Annotated in this window: 17 protein-coding genes; 7 read left to right on the forward strand and 10 right to left on the reverse strand. The window is 70.4% G+C overall.

Annotated features, from left to right (window positions below; translation table 11 throughout):
• Positions 1-22: 22 nt before the first annotated feature.
• From ABD352_RS33005 to hisD, 5 genes are all read right to left on the reverse strand, one after another.
• On the reverse strand, positions 23-475 hold the full coding sequence (locus tag ABD352_RS33005; RefSeq protein ID WP_344616444.1) for a 3-hydroxyacyl-CoA dehydrogenase NAD-binding domain-containing protein: 453 nt from the start codon (positions 473-475) through the stop codon (positions 23-25).
• 3 nt (positions 476-478) lie between these two features.
• Positions 479-955, reverse strand: a complete 477-nt coding sequence (locus ABD352_RS33010; RefSeq protein ID WP_344616445.1) for a RidA family protein — start codon at positions 953-955, stop codon at positions 479-481.
• A gap of 7 nt (positions 956-962) precedes the next feature.
• Positions 963-2,051 (reverse strand): LacI family DNA-binding transcriptional regulator, encoded by a 1,089-nt coding sequence (locus ABD352_RS33015; protein WP_344616446.1) that lies wholly within the window; start codon positions 2,049-2,051, stop codon positions 963-965.
• 20 nt (positions 2,052-2,071) lie between these two features.
• Positions 2,072-2,239: an SDR family oxidoreductase gene (locus ABD352_RS33020; protein WP_344616447.1), complete on the reverse strand. Its 168-nt coding sequence runs from the start codon at positions 2,237-2,239 to the stop codon at positions 2,072-2,074.
• 87 nt (positions 2,240-2,326) lie between these two features.
• Positions 2,327-3,643 carry a histidinol dehydrogenase gene (gene hisD / locus ABD352_RS33025; protein ID WP_344616448.1) on the reverse strand — a complete coding sequence of 439 codons (1,317 nt, stop codon included), beginning with the start codon at positions 3,641-3,643 and terminating at the stop codon, positions 2,327-2,329.
• 192 nt (positions 3,644-3,835) lie between these two features.
• On the opposite strand from hisD, the gene ABD352_RS33030 reads away from it, so the two are divergent.
• Complete coding sequence (locus ABD352_RS33030; protein ID WP_344616449.1) at positions 3,836-4,669, forward strand: NAD(P)H-binding protein; 834 nt, start codon at positions 3,836-3,838, stop codon at positions 4,667-4,669.
• A gap of 40 nt (positions 4,670-4,709) precedes the next feature.
• Positions 4,710-5,345, forward strand: a complete 636-nt coding sequence (locus ABD352_RS33035) for a hypothetical protein (protein ID WP_344616450.1) — start codon at positions 4,710-4,712, stop codon at positions 5,343-5,345.
• A gap of 36 nt (positions 5,346-5,381) precedes the next feature.
• On the opposite strand, the gene ABD352_RS33040 is transcribed toward ABD352_RS33035, so the two are convergent.
• Together ABD352_RS33040 and ABD352_RS33045 are read right to left on the reverse strand one after the other, a co-directional pair.
• Positions 5,382-6,572: a helix-turn-helix transcriptional regulator gene (locus ABD352_RS33040; protein ID WP_344616451.1), complete on the reverse strand. Its 1,191-nt coding sequence runs from the start codon at positions 6,570-6,572 to the stop codon at positions 5,382-5,384.
• Positions 6,517-7,857, reverse strand: a complete 1,341-nt coding sequence (locus ABD352_RS33045) for an ATP-binding protein (RefSeq protein ID WP_344616452.1) — start codon at positions 7,855-7,857, stop codon at positions 6,517-6,519. Before ABD352_RS33045 ends, ABD352_RS33040 begins: the two co-directional genes overlap by 56 nt.
• Positions 7,858-7,918: 61 nt before the next feature.
• Here ABD352_RS33045 and ABD352_RS33050 point away from each other — a divergent pair, with 61 nt between their 5' ends.
• From ABD352_RS33050 to ABD352_RS33065, 4 genes are all read left to right on the forward strand, one after another.
• Entirely contained in the window at positions 7,919-9,055 is a 1,137-nt protein-coding gene (locus ABD352_RS33050; protein ID WP_344616453.1) for an epoxide hydrolase family protein, read from the forward strand.
• A 101-nt stretch (positions 9,056-9,156) separates the two neighbouring features.
• Positions 9,157-9,477, forward strand: coding sequence for a PadR family transcriptional regulator (locus tag ABD352_RS33055; RefSeq protein WP_344616454.1), 321 nt, complete (start codon positions 9,157-9,159; stop codon positions 9,475-9,477).
• Positions 9,477-10,556: a hypothetical protein gene (locus tag ABD352_RS33060; RefSeq protein WP_344616455.1), complete on the forward strand. Its 1,080-nt coding sequence runs from the start codon at positions 9,477-9,479 to the stop codon at positions 10,554-10,556. The genes ABD352_RS33055 and ABD352_RS33060 overlap by 1 nt, the downstream gene beginning before the upstream one ends.
• Before the next feature lie 174 nt (positions 10,557-10,730).
• Positions 10,731-10,871 (forward strand): hypothetical protein, encoded by a 141-nt coding sequence (locus ABD352_RS33065; RefSeq protein ID WP_344616456.1) that lies wholly within the window; start codon positions 10,731-10,733, stop codon positions 10,869-10,871.
• Between the two features lie 79 nt (positions 10,872-10,950).
• Here ABD352_RS33065 and ABD352_RS33070 read toward each other — a convergent pair whose 3' ends face one another.
• The 3 genes from ABD352_RS33070 to ABD352_RS33080 form a co-directional block, all read right to left on the reverse strand.
• On the reverse strand, positions 10,951-11,418 hold the full coding sequence (locus ABD352_RS33070; protein ID WP_344616460.1) for a DivIVA domain-containing protein: 468 nt from the start codon (positions 11,416-11,418) through the stop codon (positions 10,951-10,953).
• Positions 11,419-11,755: 337 nt separating this feature from the next.
• On the reverse strand, positions 11,756-12,826 hold the full coding sequence (locus ABD352_RS33075) for a hypothetical protein (protein WP_344616457.1): 1,071 nt from the start codon (positions 12,824-12,826) through the stop codon (positions 11,756-11,758).
• Positions 12,827-12,884: 58 nt separating this feature from the next.
• Complete coding sequence (locus tag ABD352_RS33080) at positions 12,885-13,385, reverse strand: hypothetical protein (protein WP_344616458.1); 501 nt, start codon at positions 13,383-13,385, stop codon at positions 12,885-12,887.
• Between the two features lie 675 nt (positions 13,386-14,060).
• On the opposite strand from ABD352_RS33080, the gene ABD352_RS33085 reads away from it, so the two are divergent.
• The coding region (locus ABD352_RS33085) for a ThuA domain-containing protein (RefSeq protein WP_344616459.1) at positions 14,061-17,239 on the forward strand (3,179 nt) is incomplete at its 3' end.

A 17,239-nucleotide genomic window follows, 5' to 3' on the forward strand; every position in this document is an offset into this window, starting at 1 on the left:
GTCGGCCCGCCGGGTCCAACCCCTAGTCGGCGGCCTCCCGCGAGCGCAGCCGCTCGTCCCGCTGCGACAGCGCGGCGCGGGCCGCCTCGGCCGGCCACTGGTACACGCCCGCGCCGGTCTTGGTCGTCAACACCGCCTCGCCGCCGGCGCACCCGGCCAGCCGCTGCCACACCTCACGCTTGGCCTCGAGTACCTCGGGGATCGCCTCGACCACCAGCTCGGCGCCGTCGACCGCGGCCGCCAGATCGGCCGCGGACCGCACCCGCGCGAGCATCCGCGCCGCCTCGTCCGCGGGCAGCTCGCCTCGGCGAACCGCTGACCGCACATCCTCGGCCAGGGTGGCCCGGCCCGCCTCGGCCAGCGCTTCGTCGCGGTCGCACAACGACACCGCAACGCCCTGCCCGGCCAGCAGCCGGGCGATGCCGCGCCCCATCGTGCCCGCGCCGACGATCGCGGCCCGCTCGAATCCGTCCATCCGCTACGCCGGTCGGACCCGGACGATCGCGTCCACCTCGGTGGGGCTGCCGGTGGGCAGCGCCGCGACACCCAGCGCCGTCCGGGCGTGCGCGCCCCGCTCCCCCAGCACGCGCAGGAAGGCCTCGGTCGCCGCGTCCGCGACCAGATGCTGTTCGGTGAACCCGGGGACGCTCGCGACGTAGACCGTGATGCGGTCGACCTGCTCGATCCGGTCCAGGCCGCCCAGCTCCCGCTCCAGCACGGCGAGCACGTTGAGCGCGCACTGCCACGCGCAGTCCCGGGCCTGCGCCAGGCTCAGTGCGCCGTCGCCCACCGCCCCGGTGTGGCGCAGCGACCCGTCGGAGCCGACCGCGGTCTGGCCGGAGACCGTCACCAGGCCGGCGTCCTGCCGTAGTGGCAGGATGCCCGGGCGCGGCCCACCGACCGGCGGCGGTCCGTCGATGACGAGCGTGGGCAGAAGCGACGATGCTGTGTTCAAGGGTTCCTCATCGGGATCGGGCGAGCCGTGGCTCGCGGGTAGGGGCATTCGGGCGCCTGGCCCGGGTGGCCGGTGGCTTGCCCGCCGATTGGGCTTCATCGCCACCGTGATGTGCGGTGGAGCCGCGCACGATGAGCTCGGCCGGCATCGTGACCCTGCGCGGCGCGGTGGCCGGCTCGGCCACCCGCGACAGCAGCAGCTGCACCGCGATGCGGGCCATCTCCCCGGTCGGCTGCCGAACCGTGGTCAGATCGAAGGCGTCCCACGACGCCATCGCGATGTCGTCGTACCCGACGACCCACACGTCGTCGGGTACCTTTCGACCGAGCGACCGGGCGCCGTCCAGCGCGCCGAGGGCGGTCAGGTCGTTGACGCAGAACACCGCCGTGGGCGGCTGAGTCAGGGACAGCAGTTCACGCATGGCTTCCCGCCCGCGCAGGTAGGTGAAGTCGCCGCCGCGGCGATATTCGTCGGGCAGCGACAGTCCCGTGGCCGCCAGGCCGCTGAGGAAGCCTTTCTCCCGGTCCGCGGACGTGCTCGGCGCCGCTGGACCGCCGATGTAGCCAACCCGCCGATGTCCCGCGGCGGCAAAGTACCGCGCGATCCGCTGGCCGCCGACCCGGTTGTCGCTCACCACCTGGTCGCACTGCCAGCCCGGCATGGCCCGGTTGAGGGTGACGGCCGGGGCACCGGCCCGCATCGCCTCCCGCAGCGCCGCCGACTTCGCCGTCGCCCCGGTGAACAGCACACCGTCCAGCACACCCTGCCGGATCGCCTCCAGCGCCGCGTCCTGCCCCGGCCCCCCGGACGTCCACAGCGCCATCCGGCATCCGGCACTGCCCAGCGCCGCGCTCAGCTCCTCGATCAGCCCCGGGTAGAACGGGTTGGTCAGGTCCGAGACCACCACGCCGACCGTGCCGCTGCGCCGGGTCCGCATCGCCCGCGCCAACGCGTTGGGCTGGTACCCGATCTGCGCCGCGGCCTCCAGCACCCGGGTGCGTGTCTCGGCCTTGACGGGACCGGCGTCGCGCAGCACCCGCGAGACCGTCGCCTGCGAAACACCCGCCACCTGTGCCACGTCCCTGCTGGTGACCATCGAACCTCCTGCTCCCGCGGCTACCAGGCCGTCCACCCGCCATCGACCACCAGGGTATGACCGGTGATCAGGCCGGCCATCGGCCCCACGAGGAACGCTACCGCCGCGGCCACGTCGACCGGCTCACCGAAGCGTCCCAACGGGATCCGCGCGAGGAACGCCGTCGGCGATGGATCGGCCGAGGCCACCGGCGGCCCCGGTCACCAATGCCCGGCAACCGTCCAGCCGGAAGTCCAATGCCGCCCCCGCGCCGGGCACGCGCGACTGCTCGCGGGTCACGACGTGGCGGCCGTGGACAGGTCGTGCGCCGTCCAGCTCAGCCGGTCGCCGGCGTACTTCGCCGCCCGCACGTCACCGGATCGGGCGTGGCCCTCGAACAGCTCCACCCGGCTGGCCCGGCCACAGATCCGGCCCAGTTCGGCGCTCGCCCGCTTGTCGAGCACCTCCTGGTAGGTCACCGTCTTGAGGTATTTGCCGACCCACAGTCCGCCGGTGTACCTGGCCGCGCCCCGGGTCGGCAGCACGTGGTTCGTCCCGATCACCTTGTCCCCGTACGAGACGCAGGTGCCTTCGCCCAGGAACAGCGCGCCGTAGTTGCGCATCCGGTCCAGCGCGTCCCGGGGCGTCGCGGTGAGCACCTCCACGTGCTCGCTCGCGAACTCGTCCGCCAACGCGAACATCTCGTCCGCGCTGGACACGACGTGCACCTGCCCGTGGTCGCGCCAGGCGGGCTCGGCCATGTCCCGCGTCGGCATGCCGGGCAGGATCTCGTCGATGTGCCGCAGAACCTGCTCGGCCAGCGGCCGCGACGTCGTGATCAGCACCGCCGGGGAATCGGGACCGTGCTCCGCCTGGCTCAGCAGGTCCACCGCGACCACGAACGGATCCGCCGTCTCGTCGGCGAGCACCAGGATCTCCGTCGGCCCGGCGAACAGGTCGATGCCCACCTCGCCGAACAGCTGGCGCTTCGCCTCCGCCACGTAGGCGTTGCCCGGCCCGGCAAGCATGTCCACCCGAGGGATCGACTCGGTTCCGAGCGCGAGCGCGGCAATGGCCTGCACGCCGCCGAGAAGGTAGATCTCGTCGGCGCCGGCAAGGTGCAGGGCGGCAACGGTGGCGTCCGGGACCACGCCGCGGATCGGCGGGCTGCATGCCGCCACCCGGGACACGCCGGCGACCTTCGCGGTCACCACGGTCATGTGCGCGGAGGCCACCAGCGGGTACCGCCCGCCGGGCACGTACGCCCCGGCCGCGGCGACCGGGATGTGCCGGTGCCCCAGCCGAACGCCGGGCAGCGTCTCCACCTCGATGTCGGTCATCGACTCCCGCTGACGTTCCGCGAACCCGCGCACCTGCTTCTGGACGAAGCGGATGTCGTCGATCACGGTCTCCGGGACCCGCGCCACGATTCGCTCGACCTCATCGCCGCTGAGCCGGAAGCTCGGCGGGCTCCAGCTGTCGAACTTCTCCGAACAGGCCCGCACCGCCTCGTCGCCGCGCCGCCGAACATCGTCGATGATGCCCGCGACGACCTCGGCGACGGACTGCTGTTCCGGCCGACCCGAACGCTGCGCCTGCTTCAGAGCGGTCACCGTTCACCTCTATGAAATCGTAGTCATGACTACGTAACCATAGCGACCACGCAGGCGTCACGCCAGCGCCTGTTCCGCTGCATAGCCCTCACCGGACGACTTCGTCATTGAGGACCGAACCTGTCCTCAATGGCCCCTACAGTGACTCGTACCGGGGCCACCCGGAACCCCTTGCAACCGAAGGAGAACGTCATGCTCCTGGTCACCGGAGCCACCGGAAACGTCGGCCGTCACCTGCTCAATCTGCTGGTCGCCGACGGGCACCGGGTGCGGGCGCTCAGCCGCGACCCGCAGCGGGCGGCGTGGCCGACCGAGGTCGATGCAGTCGCCGGCGACCTGGCCGACCCGGCCTCGCTGGACGCCGCCCTGACCGGCGTGACGTCGGTGTTCCTGTTCGCCGCGCCCGGCACCGGGCCGGCGTTCGTCGCCGCCGCCCAGCGGGCCGGCGTGCGCCGGGTTGTGCTGATGTCCTCCGGCGCGGTCGACGACGACGCGGATGTGCAGAACGGTCCGATCGCCACCTACCACGCCGAGATCGAGCAGGCCCTGCGCGGCTCCGGCCTGGCGTGGACGGTGCTGCGCCCGGACGTGTTCGCCACCAACACCCTGATGTGGGCTGGGCAGACCAGGTCCGGTGACGTGATCCGCGGCGCTTACGCCGGGGCGGCCTCCGCCCCGGTGCACGAGGCCGACCTCGCCGCGGTCGCCGCGGCCGCCCTCACCGAGGACGGGCATGCCGGTCAGGTCTACCGGCTGACCGGGCCGGCGTCGCTGACCCATGCCGACCAGGCCGCCATCCTCGGCCGGGCGCTCGGCCGGGCGATCCGCTACGTCGAACTTCCTGCCGAGGTCGTGCGCGAGGCGATGAGCGCCCACGTGCCGGGCCCGATCCTGGACGACATCTTCGCCACCTGGGCGGGCTCCGTCGGCCGTACCGCACCCACCACCGTCGACGTCGAGAAGGTCACCGGTCGCCCCGCGCGCAGCTACCACGACTGGGTCCTCGACCACGCCGCCGCGTTCTAGTCAGCCCCCCACCGCCGTTCCGCGTCGAGGAGTAACCGAGATGACCCGCGTCTACCTGGAAAAGGGCCGAACGAAGATCGTCGCTTGCGCGCTGGACTGGCCCGGCTGGGCGCGCATCGGCACCACCGAGGACCGCGCCGTGGAGGCGCTGACCGCGTACGCCGACCGGTACCGCATCATCGCCGCCAGTGCCGGGTTGTCCTTCGAACCCGGCCCGATCGAGATCGTCGAGACGGTGACCGGCGTCAACACCACCGACTGGGGCGCGCCCGGCGTACCCGTCGCCGATGACAGCCGGCCCTACAGCGCCGCGGCGGCGCAACGCATCGCCGCGGTCCTGCCGGCCGCGTGGCAGGTTCTCGATGAGCTGGCCGCGTCCGCACCGCAGACGCTGCGTAAAGGTCCCCGGGGTGGTGGCCGCGACCGCGATGAGATCGTCGCCCACGTGGTGGACAGCGAACGCACCTACGCCCGCAAGATCGGGATCAGGCACCGGCCGTTCGAGCCGAACGATCGAACCGCGCTGGCCGCCCTGCGTACGGCCGTGCTCGACGTCCTGGGCACGCCGGCCGATGGTCTGCCGCTCACCGCCGACGGCTGGCCGCCGGCCTATGCCGCCCGCCGGTTCGCCTGGCATGTCCTCGACCACGTCTGGGAGATCCAGGACAAGTCCTGACCACCCAACGAGTTTCGGCCGCCCGGCCACCGTCCTCTATGGATGGTGGCCGGCCGGCTCGTCCCGATCACCGGATGCGGCTGACGCGTCGAACAGTATGCGGGCCGCCTCCGTGCGGGTGGCCGCGCCGAGTTTGGTGAGGATCCGGGATACGTGTACGCCGGCGGTGTTGCTGCTGATGAACAGGTCGGCGGCGATCTGCCGGTTGCTCTTGCCTTCGGCGACCAGTCGCAGCACCTGCCACTCGCGCGCGGTCAGCCCGAGCATGGGTGAGGTACGCGGCTGCGGCTGAGGGGTCTTCCCCTCACACAGCGACAGCTCGTACGGCTGCCCGAGGGCGCGCCAGCCGCGCGCTGCGGTCTCGCGGTCGCCGCGTGCCATGGCGCGGTACGCCTCATCCACCGGGCCGATCACCGGGATGTCGGGCAGCTCGGTCAGGCCGGCCGGCGTGGCGGCCGCGGCGATCAGGGCCCAGGCCTCGTGCGGGTACGCGGCGAGGTCGGCGGCCGTCGCGGCGTAGATCTCACGCGCCCGGTCGGGGGCGAGCCGGATTTCGAGCGTGCGCAGCCGGATCCGGTACCGCCGTACCCACGGCTCGGCACCGAGGAGTTGCCGCACCCGGTCGGCGGCCTCGGCCGCGGCGGCCCGGTTGCCCTGCGCGAGGTGGATCTCGCCGAGGCTGATGAGGAGTGCGGCGTGGCTGAGCTGCGGCAGCTCGGCTTCCCCGAGTGTCTCGTCGATGAGGTCGAGCGCCTCGGGCCAGCGTCCGAGTGCGGTCAGGGCCTGGACCCATTTGACGACGAGGATCGGTGCGTGTTTGGCGTACTGGAATGTCTCGTGCGCCGTCCGCAGACCGACCTGGATGACCTCGATGGCGGTGGTGTAGGCGCCCACGCTGACGTGCAGCGCCGATTCCCAGGTGGCGATGTCGATCGTCGTCTGCGGGTCGGCGAGGGCGCGGGCGGCGGCGAAGTGTTGGGCGGCCGTCTGCGGGTCGGCATCGGTGGCGAGGCCCAGGTACGCGTGGGCGCGGGCGAGCAGCGACGGGTTGGCGACCTGCTCGGCCACGTCGAGCGCGGCCCGGGCGTACTTCTCGCCCTGCCCGATGTCGCCGGTGAAGACGCAGCCGAGGGCCAGCCCGGCCAGCACGTCGCCCCGCAGCGCGGACGCCTCAGGCAGCAGGTCCAGCGCCTGGTGGAAATCTTCCTGACCGCCGGTGCGGCCCATGCCCTTGAGTACCGCCCGGGTGGAAGTATCGCCGCGGGTGCGGGGCGATCGCCAGCGCCTCGGCCGACCAGCGCAGGCCGGTGGCGACCGCGTTGGTGGCGATGCTGGCCTCCACCAGGTGGTCGAGGACGGTCAGCCGGTCGAGTTCGGGCGTGTCGTCGACCTTGTCCCTCAGCTCCAGCACCCGCTCCAGCAGCTGCAGCCGCACCGGCTCGCCGCCGGTGCGCTGCGCCTGGGTGGCCGCCTCCCAGGCCGCTCGGAGGGCGCGGCTGTGGTCGCCGGCCGCATACGCGTGCGCCGCGAGCTGGGCGACGCGCTCGGGCATCGTCGCCAGCGCGGCGGCGAAGTGCCCGTGCAGCCGGGTGCGCTCGACCGGCAACAGGCGTTCGTACACGGCCTGGCGGATCAGCGCGTGGCGGAACTCGTAGCCGGTGTCGCAGGCCAGCAGCACGTGGCGATCCACGAGCTCGCGAAGCGCCCGATGCAGCGAGGCCTCCGGCATGTCGGCGACGGCCGCCAGGAACTCGTGGTCGACGATCGTTCCGGCGACCGCGGCCAGGGTCAGCACGTTATCGCCGTCGGCGGTCAGCTCCGGCAGCCCGGCCAGCAGCAGCTCGCGCAGCTCGGCGGGATTGTCCTCCGGCGCGTCGCTGAGCGCCTCGATGAACAACGGGTTGCCCCGGCTGCGCTCGAACACCCGGGTGACCAGGGTGGGTTCCGGCTCCTCGGCCAGCAGCGCGGCGAGCTGCCGGCCGGTTTCGTGCCGGCTCAGCGGCGCGGGCGTGACGAGGCGGACGGCCGGCAACCGCGCCAACTCGGCGACCACCTGCCGCAGCGGCCCGGTGGGCGCCCGGTAGGTGCCGACCAGCAGGATGCCGTCGTGGTCGAGGTTGGCCACCAGGAACGCGAGCAGCTGCAGGCTGGACGGGTCGGCCCAGTGCAGATCTTCCAGGACGAGCACCAGCGCACGGTCCTGCGCGGACCGCTCCACGGCCATCAGGACCTCGCCGAAGTCGGCCGGCGCGGCGACCGACAGGCTGCGCAGCGGCGACAGGAACGGCGCGAACGGCAGCCCGTCGTTGCCGAACTGCAGGCAACGGCCGGTCAGCACCTGCGCCTGCGAACCCAGCCGCGACGTGAACTCGCCGACCAGCCGCGACTTGCCGATGCCGGCCTCGCCGGAGATCAGCGCCGTGTGCACGGCCGGGTCCTGATAGGCGGCCTGCAGGGCGTGCAGTTCGGCGCCGCGGCCGACGAACGTAGTGCTGCGCCGGAAGATGCTCACGGCCAAAGATAACGAGATGTCATGATCCGCTGCCAACCTCTTTACCAGCAGGATTACTGGCATGACGAACGAGATCAGGCCCTTCCGCATCGAGATCACCGACGCCGAACTGAACGAGCTGAAGGACCGGCTCCACCGCACTCGCTGGACCGACGAACTGCCCGAAGCCGGGTGGGAGCGCGGCGTCCCGGTGAGCTACCTGAAGGAGCTGGCCACCTACTGGGCCGACACGTTCGACTGGCGCGCCGCCGAGGCTGAGCTGAACCGGTACCCGCAGTACACCACCGTCATCGACGGCCAGAATGTGCACTTCCTTCACGTGCGTTCCGAGCGCGCCGACGCGACCCCGCTGCTGCTGCTGCACGGCTGGCCGGGCTCGGTGGTCGACTTCCTCGACCTGATCGAACCGCTCACCACCGGCGAAAACGCCTTCCACCTGATCATCCCGTCCCTGCCCGGGTTCGGCTTCTCCGGCCCGATCGCCGAGGCCGGCTGGACCGACACCCGGATCGCGTCCGCGCTCGCGGTCCTCATGGCCCGGCTGGGGTACGACCGCTACGGCGTGCAGGGCGGCGACGTCGGCGCCTTCATCGGTCCGGCGCTGGGCCGCGCCGACGCCGAGCACGTCATCGGCGTTCACGCCAACGCGCTGGTCACCTTCCCCACCGGCAACCCGGCCGACATGGCCGCGCTGACCGAGGCCGAGCAGCTGCGGCTCAAGGCGATGAAGCACTTCCAGGACGACATGTCCGCCTACATGCAGCTGCAGGGCACCAGGCCGCAGACCCTGGCGCACGCCCTCGCCGACTCCCCGGCGGGCCAGCTGGCCTGGATCGTCGAGAAGTACAAGGAGTGGACCGACGAGGCCAAGGAGCTGCCCGAGGACGCCGTCGACCGTGACCGGATGCTGGCCACCGTGAGCATCTACTGGTTCACCGACACCGCACGCAGCGTCGCGAACTCCTACTACGAGCGGTTCCACGACGCGAGTATGTGGGCGCCGAAGCCGCCGGCGACCGTGCCCACCGGGGTCGCCGTGTTCGCCGCGGGTGACTACGCCATCCGCCGCTTCGCCGAGAACGCCCACAACATCACCCACTGGTCCGAGTTCTACCGCGGTGGGCACTTCCCCGCGCTCGAGGCCCCCGACCTGCTCATCGGTGATATCCGCGAATTCTTCGCATCGCTGGCCAAGTAGCGCAGCCGACCGGCGTGCCGTACGAGGAGTCCTCGTACGGCACGCCTCGAATCCTTGACGATAGATTGATCATTTACGTATGGTGTCGCACTGTGAAGACCATGCGGGAACCAACGTTCCTCATCCTCACCGCGCTGGCCGACAGCCCCCGCCACGGCTACGGCATCGTGCAGGAGATCAGTGCGCTGTCCGACGGCCGGGTCAGCCTGCTGACCGGCACGCTCTACACGGCGCTGGACCGGCTCACCGCCGAAGGGCTCATCGAGCCCGACCACGAGGAAGAGGTCGACGGGCGGGTGCGGCGGTACTACCGGCTCACCGCCGAAGGGCTCGCCGCGCTCACCGCGGAGACCGCCCGGCTGCGCCAGCTCACCACGGCGGCCGAAGCCCGGCTGCGTGCCGTCCGCCCGCGGACCGTGTGATGACCGGCCCGCTCGCCCGCCGCTACCGCCGGCTGCTGTTCGCCTACCCGCGCGCCTACCGCCGCTCGCGCGGCGACGAACTGCTCGGCGCCCTGCTCGACGCCGCCCCACCCGGACGCACCCGGCCGACCGCGCGCGAAGCCGCCAACCTGATCCGGCACGGGCTGCGGGCCCGCCTCGGCCGGCCGGCCAGCCGCACCGTCGTCGCCTGGGCCGTGCTCACTGCCGTCATCAGCGGCGTGTTCAGCGCCGCGTTCGCGACCCGCGCCGCGTGGGAGACCGCCCGGCCGCTGCCGCGGACCGCCGAGGCGCGGGCCATGCTCGCCGAGATCCTGCCCGGGCAGGAGTTCACCGGCATCCAGGACGCGCCCGCCATGTTCGTCATCTACGGGCAGCCGCTGAGCTGGAACGCGGCGCGCGATCTGCTCTTCGGCGACGGCGGCGAGTACGCCCGGTCCGGGATCGGCGGCGGGGTTGACGCTCCGACCCCTTCGCCACAAGAGACCGTCGAGCTGGTGCAGCACAATCTGCGCGCGCACGGCTGGACCGTCTACGCGCTGACGACGCGCGACATATACACCTGCGACGCGCCCTGCGATCCGGCTGGGCAGTACACCACCATCGCGGCGCAGCGCGGGGACACAGTGTTCACGATGCAGGTGTACACCCCGCAGGTCCCGATATCGCCGCACATCTCGGCCAGCTTCGTACGGGCGACACCGTTCGCCGTGTACCCGTCCGGCCTCATCGGCGGCATTGTCGGCGCGGTGGTCGCGTTCCTGCTGTTCGGCTGGGCCAGCCGCCGGACCGAGGGACGACACCCGGCCCGCGCCGTGGTGAAGATGCTGCTGGGCGTCACGCTGTTCTTCTGGTGGGTGCCGACGCTGTTCTCGGTCCAGTGGATGGCGCGGCACTACCAGGACGAGCCGGACCCGTCGTGGCCCCCGATGTGGGAGTGGCTCGGCCAGCCGACATTTTCCCTGCTGTTCCTCATCGGGTGCGCATCGGCGCTGCTCGGCCTGGCACTGGCGGCCCTCCCCCGTCGCGACCGCGAGCCACTGACCACCGCCGCCGTCTAGCGCCGGCCGCGATCAGTGGACACGTGCTGCCACCAGACCCGGGGTGGTACGGGCACCACAGGCACACCGCATACACGTACGCGGATCGAATGTCGTGATAGCACGCTCACCTGGAAGTGGGCGTTGCGCGACAGTGGATGGCGTCGATGACACATCCACACTCGAGGAGCAGAGATGAAGCACCGCAACACGTTGCGCCGGCTGGCCCTGGTCGCCGGCCTCGCGCTGGGCCTCGGCCTCGCGGTACTGACCGGACCGGCACAGGCGTCGCTTGCCTACCCGCCCGGCCCGACCATTATCGGTCCCGATATCTGAGTCCGTCCCGCACCCGGACCGCCCGCCCAGTGCGCTGGGACGGCGGTCCGGCGGCGGCGCACCGACGCAGCCGCGTCGCTTATCCGAGTTCCCGCGCTGCCTGCTCCAGGTACCGATCGACCTCATGACGGTCGTACCCGCCGAACTTGAGGGCGAAGGCCGCGTTCCGCACGGCGGCGGCTGCCTCGGCGCGGGCGCCGGCGTTGCCCGCTGCCAGAGCCCCCTCCACTTGCTCGACGAGCCGGTCCACCGCCGCCATGTCGTAACCGCGCAGGACTCTGGCGAACTCCACCGCGACCCGGCCGGGGCTCGGCGTTGGCTCCGGCGAGCCTCCCAGCCGACTGGCCAACCCGGCGATCGCACCATCGACCTGCGCCCGGTCGAAACCGCGTAGGACCACTGGCAGGTTCGCGCGGCGCAGCGCAGCGGCGGCTTCGGCCCGAACCTGCTCGCTGCCGGATTCGAGCGCGGCAACGGCCGGCACCAGGAGGGCGTCCACCTCGCGCGGGTCGTACCCACGCAGCACGACGGCGAACTCGAAGACCATCACCGGCCCAGTGTTGCCCCGCTGTCAAGGTCCCGACCGAGGCCAATTGAATCGCGGGCGCTGATCAGCAGCCCACTCACCCCGGACCGGCGATGCCAGAGGCCCAGCCGCGAAGCAGGAGCCGAAGAAGGCGTCCTGAAACTCGGAGCGCCCCACTGAGGTCTTGAGGGGGCATGGGTGGAGCGAAGCTCCCCCACTCCCCAGGAGCGAGCGAAGCGAGCGGGCAAGGCTACGACCCAAAGGGCGAGGGCCCCTGCACGAAGCAGGGGCCCTCAGGGTTGTAGCGGGGACAGGATTTGAACCTTGCAGAAGGCCCGGAGAGAGACGCGCTCATGGATCACCACAGGCGCTTGATATATGAGGATTCGTCGAGCGACCCGAACCTGCAATGAAGCGTGCTATCGCCATTTCGGCAACCCACCTGCGTCCAGACATAATCCTCCCATGCCGGCGAGAGGTCGGGTTTGTCGACAGAGTATACGCCGGTTGTCTCGATGGAGGCATCATTGCGTTCTGTCGATCTGAGGCCAGCACCTGTTTGCCATTCCGATTGATTGATGAAGTCGAGGTAACCGGTGCAGGGATTTGAGCGCATGTGTATCGCCGGGTTGTATGTGTCCTGACCGTTCTTCACCAGGCCGGCCAGGACACTCGTCTGGCCGGTGTTGCTGCAGGATGAGACGAATTTTGGCCCGGCGACATCGGCACGCTGATCCTTCACGATCCGCGACCGGATCGACATCGCGGTGATGACCGACTGTTCCGTCGGACGTGGTTCATTTCCCTGGCCAAAATGATGGTACATCCATTCCGGCGTTTGCGGTCCGTGCCAAAGCTCCGCACACGATGAGGTTTTCATCGGCACGCCCTGCGTGGTTATCCAGGCGTCGATACAGTCGGAGCGAACTATCCCCAGGCCGCCTTCCGCAGCGGCACCTCCGTATGCCTGGCGGTTGATCGGCGCCTGGAGTGGCGTCGCCGGCAGGCCGGTCGGTGTTATTGCCGTCAGCCCGACAGCCAAGGCAAGCCGCGACGCTTCGCCCCGGCTCACGACAAGAAGCCCTGTCGGATTCCGGCTTCCACTCCAAACCAGCCGGACCGTCGTCTTGCCATCCTTGGAGCGAACGACTGCTATGTTCACGTCATCCGAGAGAATGCTATGGCCCGACGCATGCTCTCTTGCCACGTACTCTTGCACGATCGTTCTTGATTCGTCGCCAGGACCGAGGGAACTCCCGGCGCGAGTCGCCGCTTGTATCTCCACTCGGGAAAACACGCTCGTCAAGACTTTGGAACCCTCGACGACAAAGACGGCGATGGGAACGGCCACGGCCACGACCAGGGCGCAGGCGACACCGACGACCAGCCGCACGGGGGAGGAGAAAAATCCTTTGTGAACCGACGTCATTGAAACCTCAGTGCCCCCGATGCGGTCCGTTAGGGTTTCGTCGCGTGAGGCCACGACCTCAGGCGCAGGCCTTCTGCAACGCGTTCACGGCGTCGGCCAGCGGGCCGGCGATGCGGGCGGCATCCTCGAACGAGCGGACACCGGCCAGCGAATCATCCGCCGAGAGTGTCGTCAGCGCCGTGACCAGCGTGCCGAGCGCCGTACGCAGCGCCGGGTCGGTGGCCCGCTGCTGGAGCTCACCGAGCTGGTGGGACCAGGTGCCGGCCTGGTCCTGGATGGCCTTCTTCGCCGTGGCCTCGGCGGCGGCGTTCTTCGTCTGACGGGCCGTGATGAGCGCGCCGAACTGCTTCGTGAGCGTGTCGACGTCGGCATTGTTCACCAGCGTCGTGGCCGCGGTGCAGATCTCCTTGCTGTTTCCCGCCGGCGTGACCGACGGCGCCGCCGCCGCAGCCGTGGCAGAGTCGCTCGGAGCGCCGGCCGCGGTGTCGCCGCTCGAGTCGCTGCACGCCCCGGCCCCAAGAACCAGTACCAACCCCAGAACGCTCATGAACCTCTGCATGCGCCGGATCATAACCGTGCCAAATCGACACAACACAATGTGACGCCCGAACTCACAACCGCCTAGGAACGCCTATGCCGGCCTGGTTCCATCACGCCCGATGACGACGCACATCGCCCACTCTGGCAATCCTTCGCGGGAACTCCGGTAGCGGAAAATCCACGGCCGCACGGGAGGTAGCCGCTCGAGCGGGGCTGCGCCCTGGTCGAGCAGGACCAGCTTCGCTGGAGGGAGCGCAGCTGGAGCGAAGCCGCCCCGCCCCAGCCCACCCACAGCACCCACCAGTGGAGCGAAGCTCCCCCACTGTTCCAGGAGCGAGCGAAGCGAGCGGGCAACCGTCGAGCGACGAGGTCTCCGGACGTGATCCGGCGGCGGGGCGAGCGGCTCGATCGACAGAGAGCGCTCTCTCGTTCTGATGCCAACGAGCCGTCGATGGCCTTCCCAATGACAGGTGTCTCTGCTTAACTTATCCACACCCATTGAGAGAGCGCTCTCCCACCGCTGAGGAGGCGACGACCCCACACTCGATATCCATGTTGTTCCGCCGGTCGCCGCCGCTACGGTGCTCGGCTCGGCACTCGCGACCTTCGGCGAGGCGCGGGTGTCAACAACCTCATCCAGACGCGATCGGCGCGCGTCTTCGTGGTTCCCCTCTGGAGAGGTGTACATCCGATCATGATTCGCAGAGTGCTGCTCTGCGTCGCCGTCGTGCTCGCCGGGGTAGGCATCAACATCGCCCCAGCGTTCGCTGCCGACTTCTCGGTGCTGATCTTCAGCAAGACCGCGGGGTTCCGGCACGACTCGATCCCGGCGGGCATCGCCGCGATCCAGCAGCTCGGCACGCAGAACAACTTCACGGTCGAAGCGACCGAGGACGCCACGCAGTTCAACGACGCCAACCTGGCCCGATTCAAGACGGTCATCTGGCTTTCGACGACGGCCGACGTGCTCGACGCCAACCAGCAGGCGTCGTTCGAGCGCTACATCCGGGCCGGCGGCGGCTACGTCGGCGTGCACGCCGCGGCCGACACCGAGTACGACTGGGCCTGGTACGGCGGACTGGTGGGCGCGTACTTCTCGAGCCACCCGGCGATCCAGCCGGTGCGGGTTCGGATCGAGGACACGACCCACCCCTCGACGGCTGGGCTGCCGGCGACCTGGAACCGGACCGACGAGCTGTACAACTATCGCACCAACCCGCGGTCGACCACGCACGTGCTGGCCAACCTGGACGAGACCAGCTACACGGGCGGCACCATGAACAACGACCACCCGATCTCGTGGTGCCGTGCATATGACGGCGGTCGCTCGTGGTACACCGGCCTCGGGCACACCATCGAGAGCTTCAGCGAGGCCAACTTCCGCACCCACCTGCTCGGCGGCATCCGCTACGCGGCGCAGGGCGTCGGCAACTGCACGGTCGGCACCCAGCCGCCGCAGGCCGGCACCTTCTCGCAGGTGACGCTGGCCAAGGGCGTGGCCGAGACGGGCGAGCCGATGGGGCTCACCGTCCTGCCCAACCGCGGCGTGCTGCACACCTCACGCGACGGCGTCATCCGCTACACCGACGTCAACGGCAACACCAAGGTGGCGGGGCAGCTGGCGGTGTACAGCCACGACGAGGAGGGCCTGCAGAGCATCAAGGCGGATCCGAACTTCGCCAGCAACCACTGGGTGTACGTGTACTACGCGCCGCCGCTGAGCACCCCGGGCGGCGACTCGCCGGCGACGGGCACGGCGGCGCAGTTCGCCCCGTTCAACGGCTCCAACAAGCTGGCCCGGTTCACCGTGCGGGACGACAACACGATCGACCTGAACTCGCAGGTGACGGTCCTGGACGTGCCGACCAGCCGGGGCCAGTGCTGCCACGTCGGTGGTGACATCGACTTCGACGCCGCCGGCAACCTCTACCTGTCCACCGGCGACGACACCAACCCGTTCGACTCGGGCGGTTATGCGCCGCTGGACGAGCGGGCCGACCACAACCCCGCGTTCGACGCACAGCGCACCGCCGGCAACAGCAACGACCTGCGCGGCAAGGTGCTGCGGATCAAGCCGGGCGCAACGGGTGGCTACACCATCCCGGCCGGCAACATGTTCGCCCCGGGCACGGCGAAGACCCGTCCCGAGATCTACGCGATGGGCTTCCGCAACCCGTTCCGGATGAGCGTCGACAAGGCCACCGGGGTCGTCTACCTCGGTGACTACGGCCCCGACGCCGGCACCGCCGACCCGCAGCGCGGGCCGGCCGGCACGGTGGCGTTCGACCGGATCACCGGGCCGGGCTTCTTCGGCTGGCCGTACTGCTCCAACTACAACACCCCCTACCAGGAGTACACATTCCCCTCCGGTCCGTCGGCCGGCCCGTACAACTGTGCCGGTGGGCCGACCAACAACTCACCGAACAACACGGGCATCACCACCCTCCCGCCGTCACAGCCGGGCTGGCTGCCGTACGGCGGCGCGGGACCCTGGCGGCCCGAGCTGGGCGGCGGCGGACCGATGGGCGGACCGGTCTACAACTTCGACCCGGCGCTGGTCTCCGACGTAAAGTTCCCGGCGTCGTACAACGGGAAGGTCTTCCTCGGCGAGTTCACCAGCCGCTGGATCAAGACGGCCACCCTGAACGCCAACGGCACGGCCGGCGCGATCGACTCCTTCCCGTGGTCCGGAACCGCGATCATGGACATGGAGTTCGGGCCGGACGGCGCCCTGTACGTCCTCGACTACGGCACCGGCTGGTTCGGCGGCGACGCCAACTCGGCCCTCTACCGCATCGAGTACAACAGCGGCGGCAACCGGGCCCCGATCGCCCAGGCCAGCGCCACCCCGAGCGCCGGCGCGGCGCCGCTGACCGTGCAGTTCAGCTCGGCCGGCACCAACGACCCGGACGGTGACGCGATCACCTATGCCTGGGACTTCACCAGCGACGGCACGACGGACTCGACGGCGGCCAACCCGACGTTCACCTACACCGCCAACGGGGAGTACACCGCGACGCTGACGGTCCGGGACACCGGCGGGCGGATATCAACGGCCAGCGTCGTCGTCGGGGTCGGCCGGCCGTCGGTCACGCTGATCACGCCAGTCAACGGGTCCCTGTTCAAGTTCGGGGACGCGGTGCCCTTCCAGGTCCAGGTCACCGACCCGAACGGCACTGTCGACTGCAACCGGGTGACGGTCAGCTACATCCTGGGTCACGACAGCCACGGCCACCCGATCACCAGTAAGACCGGCTGCAACGGGACGATCCAGACCAGCGTGGACGGTGAGCACGACGCGTCGTCGAACATCTTCGGGGTGATCAACGCGCAGTACACCCCGGCGACCGGCAGCGCGGTGCAGGACCAGCGGGTCCTGCAGCCGCTGACCCGCCAGGCCGAGCACTTCGGCTCGATGAGCGGCGTCCAGTTGGCCGCCAAGGCGAGCGCGCACGGCGGCAACGCCGTCGGATTCATCGAGAACGGCGACTGGATCTCGTTCAACCCCTACAACCTGGCCGGCGCCACCGGCTTTTCGGCGCGGGTCGCCTCGGCCGGCATCGGCGGGACGATCACGCTGCGGACCGACTCGCCGACCGGACCGGTGGTGGGCACGGTGCAGGTCGCCCCAACCGGCGGCTGGGAGACCTGGGCCGACGTGACGGGGACGGTGACCCCGCCGTCCGGGTCGCATCAGCTGTACCTGGTCTTCACCGGCGGTACCACCGGCTCGCTCTTCGACATCGACGACTTCACATTCACGACCGGCACGACACAGCCCCCGTCGGGGAACCTGGCGTTGAACCGGCCGGTGACGGCGTCGAGCGTGGAGAACGCCGGCACCCCGGCCTCGGCCGCGGTGGACGGCTCCCT

This window comes from Dactylosporangium salmoneum, assembly GCF_039532525.1.
Taxonomy (GTDB): domain Bacteria; phylum Actinomycetota; class Actinomycetes; order Mycobacteriales; family Micromonosporaceae; genus Dactylosporangium; species Dactylosporangium salmoneum.

Coding starts and splice junctions, on each gene's coding strand:
- ABD352_RS33040 (WP_344616451.1), bottom strand. CDS start 6,572: ATGGGCCGCACCGGCGGTCAGGAAGATTTCCACCAGGCGCTGGACCTG.
- ABD352_RS33065 (WP_344616456.1), top strand. CDS start 10,731: ATGAAGCACCGCAACACGTTGCGCCGGCTGGCCCTGGTCGCCGGCCTC.
- ABD352_RS33060 (WP_344616455.1), top strand. CDS start 9,477: ATGACCGGCCCGCTCGCCCGCCGCTACCGCCGGCTGCTGTTCGCCTAC.
- ABD352_RS33005 (WP_344616444.1), bottom strand. CDS start 475: ATGGACGGATTCGAGCGGGCCGCGATCGTCGGCGCGGGCACGATGGGG.
- ABD352_RS33080 (WP_344616458.1), bottom strand. CDS start 13,385: ATGCAGAGGTTCATGAGCGTTCTGGGGTTGGTACTGGTTCTTGGGGCC.
- ABD352_RS33015 (WP_344616446.1), bottom strand. CDS start 2,051: ATGGTCACCAGCAGGGACGTGGCACAGGTGGCGGGTGTTTCGCAGGCG.
- ABD352_RS33030 (WP_344616449.1), top strand. CDS start 3,836: ATGCTCCTGGTCACCGGAGCCACCGGAAACGTCGGCCGTCACCTGCTC.
- ABD352_RS33055 (WP_344616454.1), top strand. CDS start 9,157: ATGCGGGAACCAACGTTCCTCATCCTCACCGCGCTGGCCGACAGCCCC.
- ABD352_RS33075 (WP_344616457.1), bottom strand. CDS start 12,826: ATGACGTCGGTTCACAAAGGATTTTTCTCCTCCCCCGTGCGGCTGGTC.
- ABD352_RS33070 (WP_344616460.1), bottom strand. CDS start 11,418: ATGGTCTTCGAGTTCGCCGTCGTGCTGCGTGGGTACGACCCGCGCGAG.
- ABD352_RS33035 (WP_344616450.1), top strand. CDS start 4,710: ATGACCCGCGTCTACCTGGAAAAGGGCCGAACGAAGATCGTCGCTTGC.
- ABD352_RS33050 (WP_344616453.1), top strand. CDS start 7,919: ATGACGAACGAGATCAGGCCCTTCCGCATCGAGATCACCGACGCCGAA.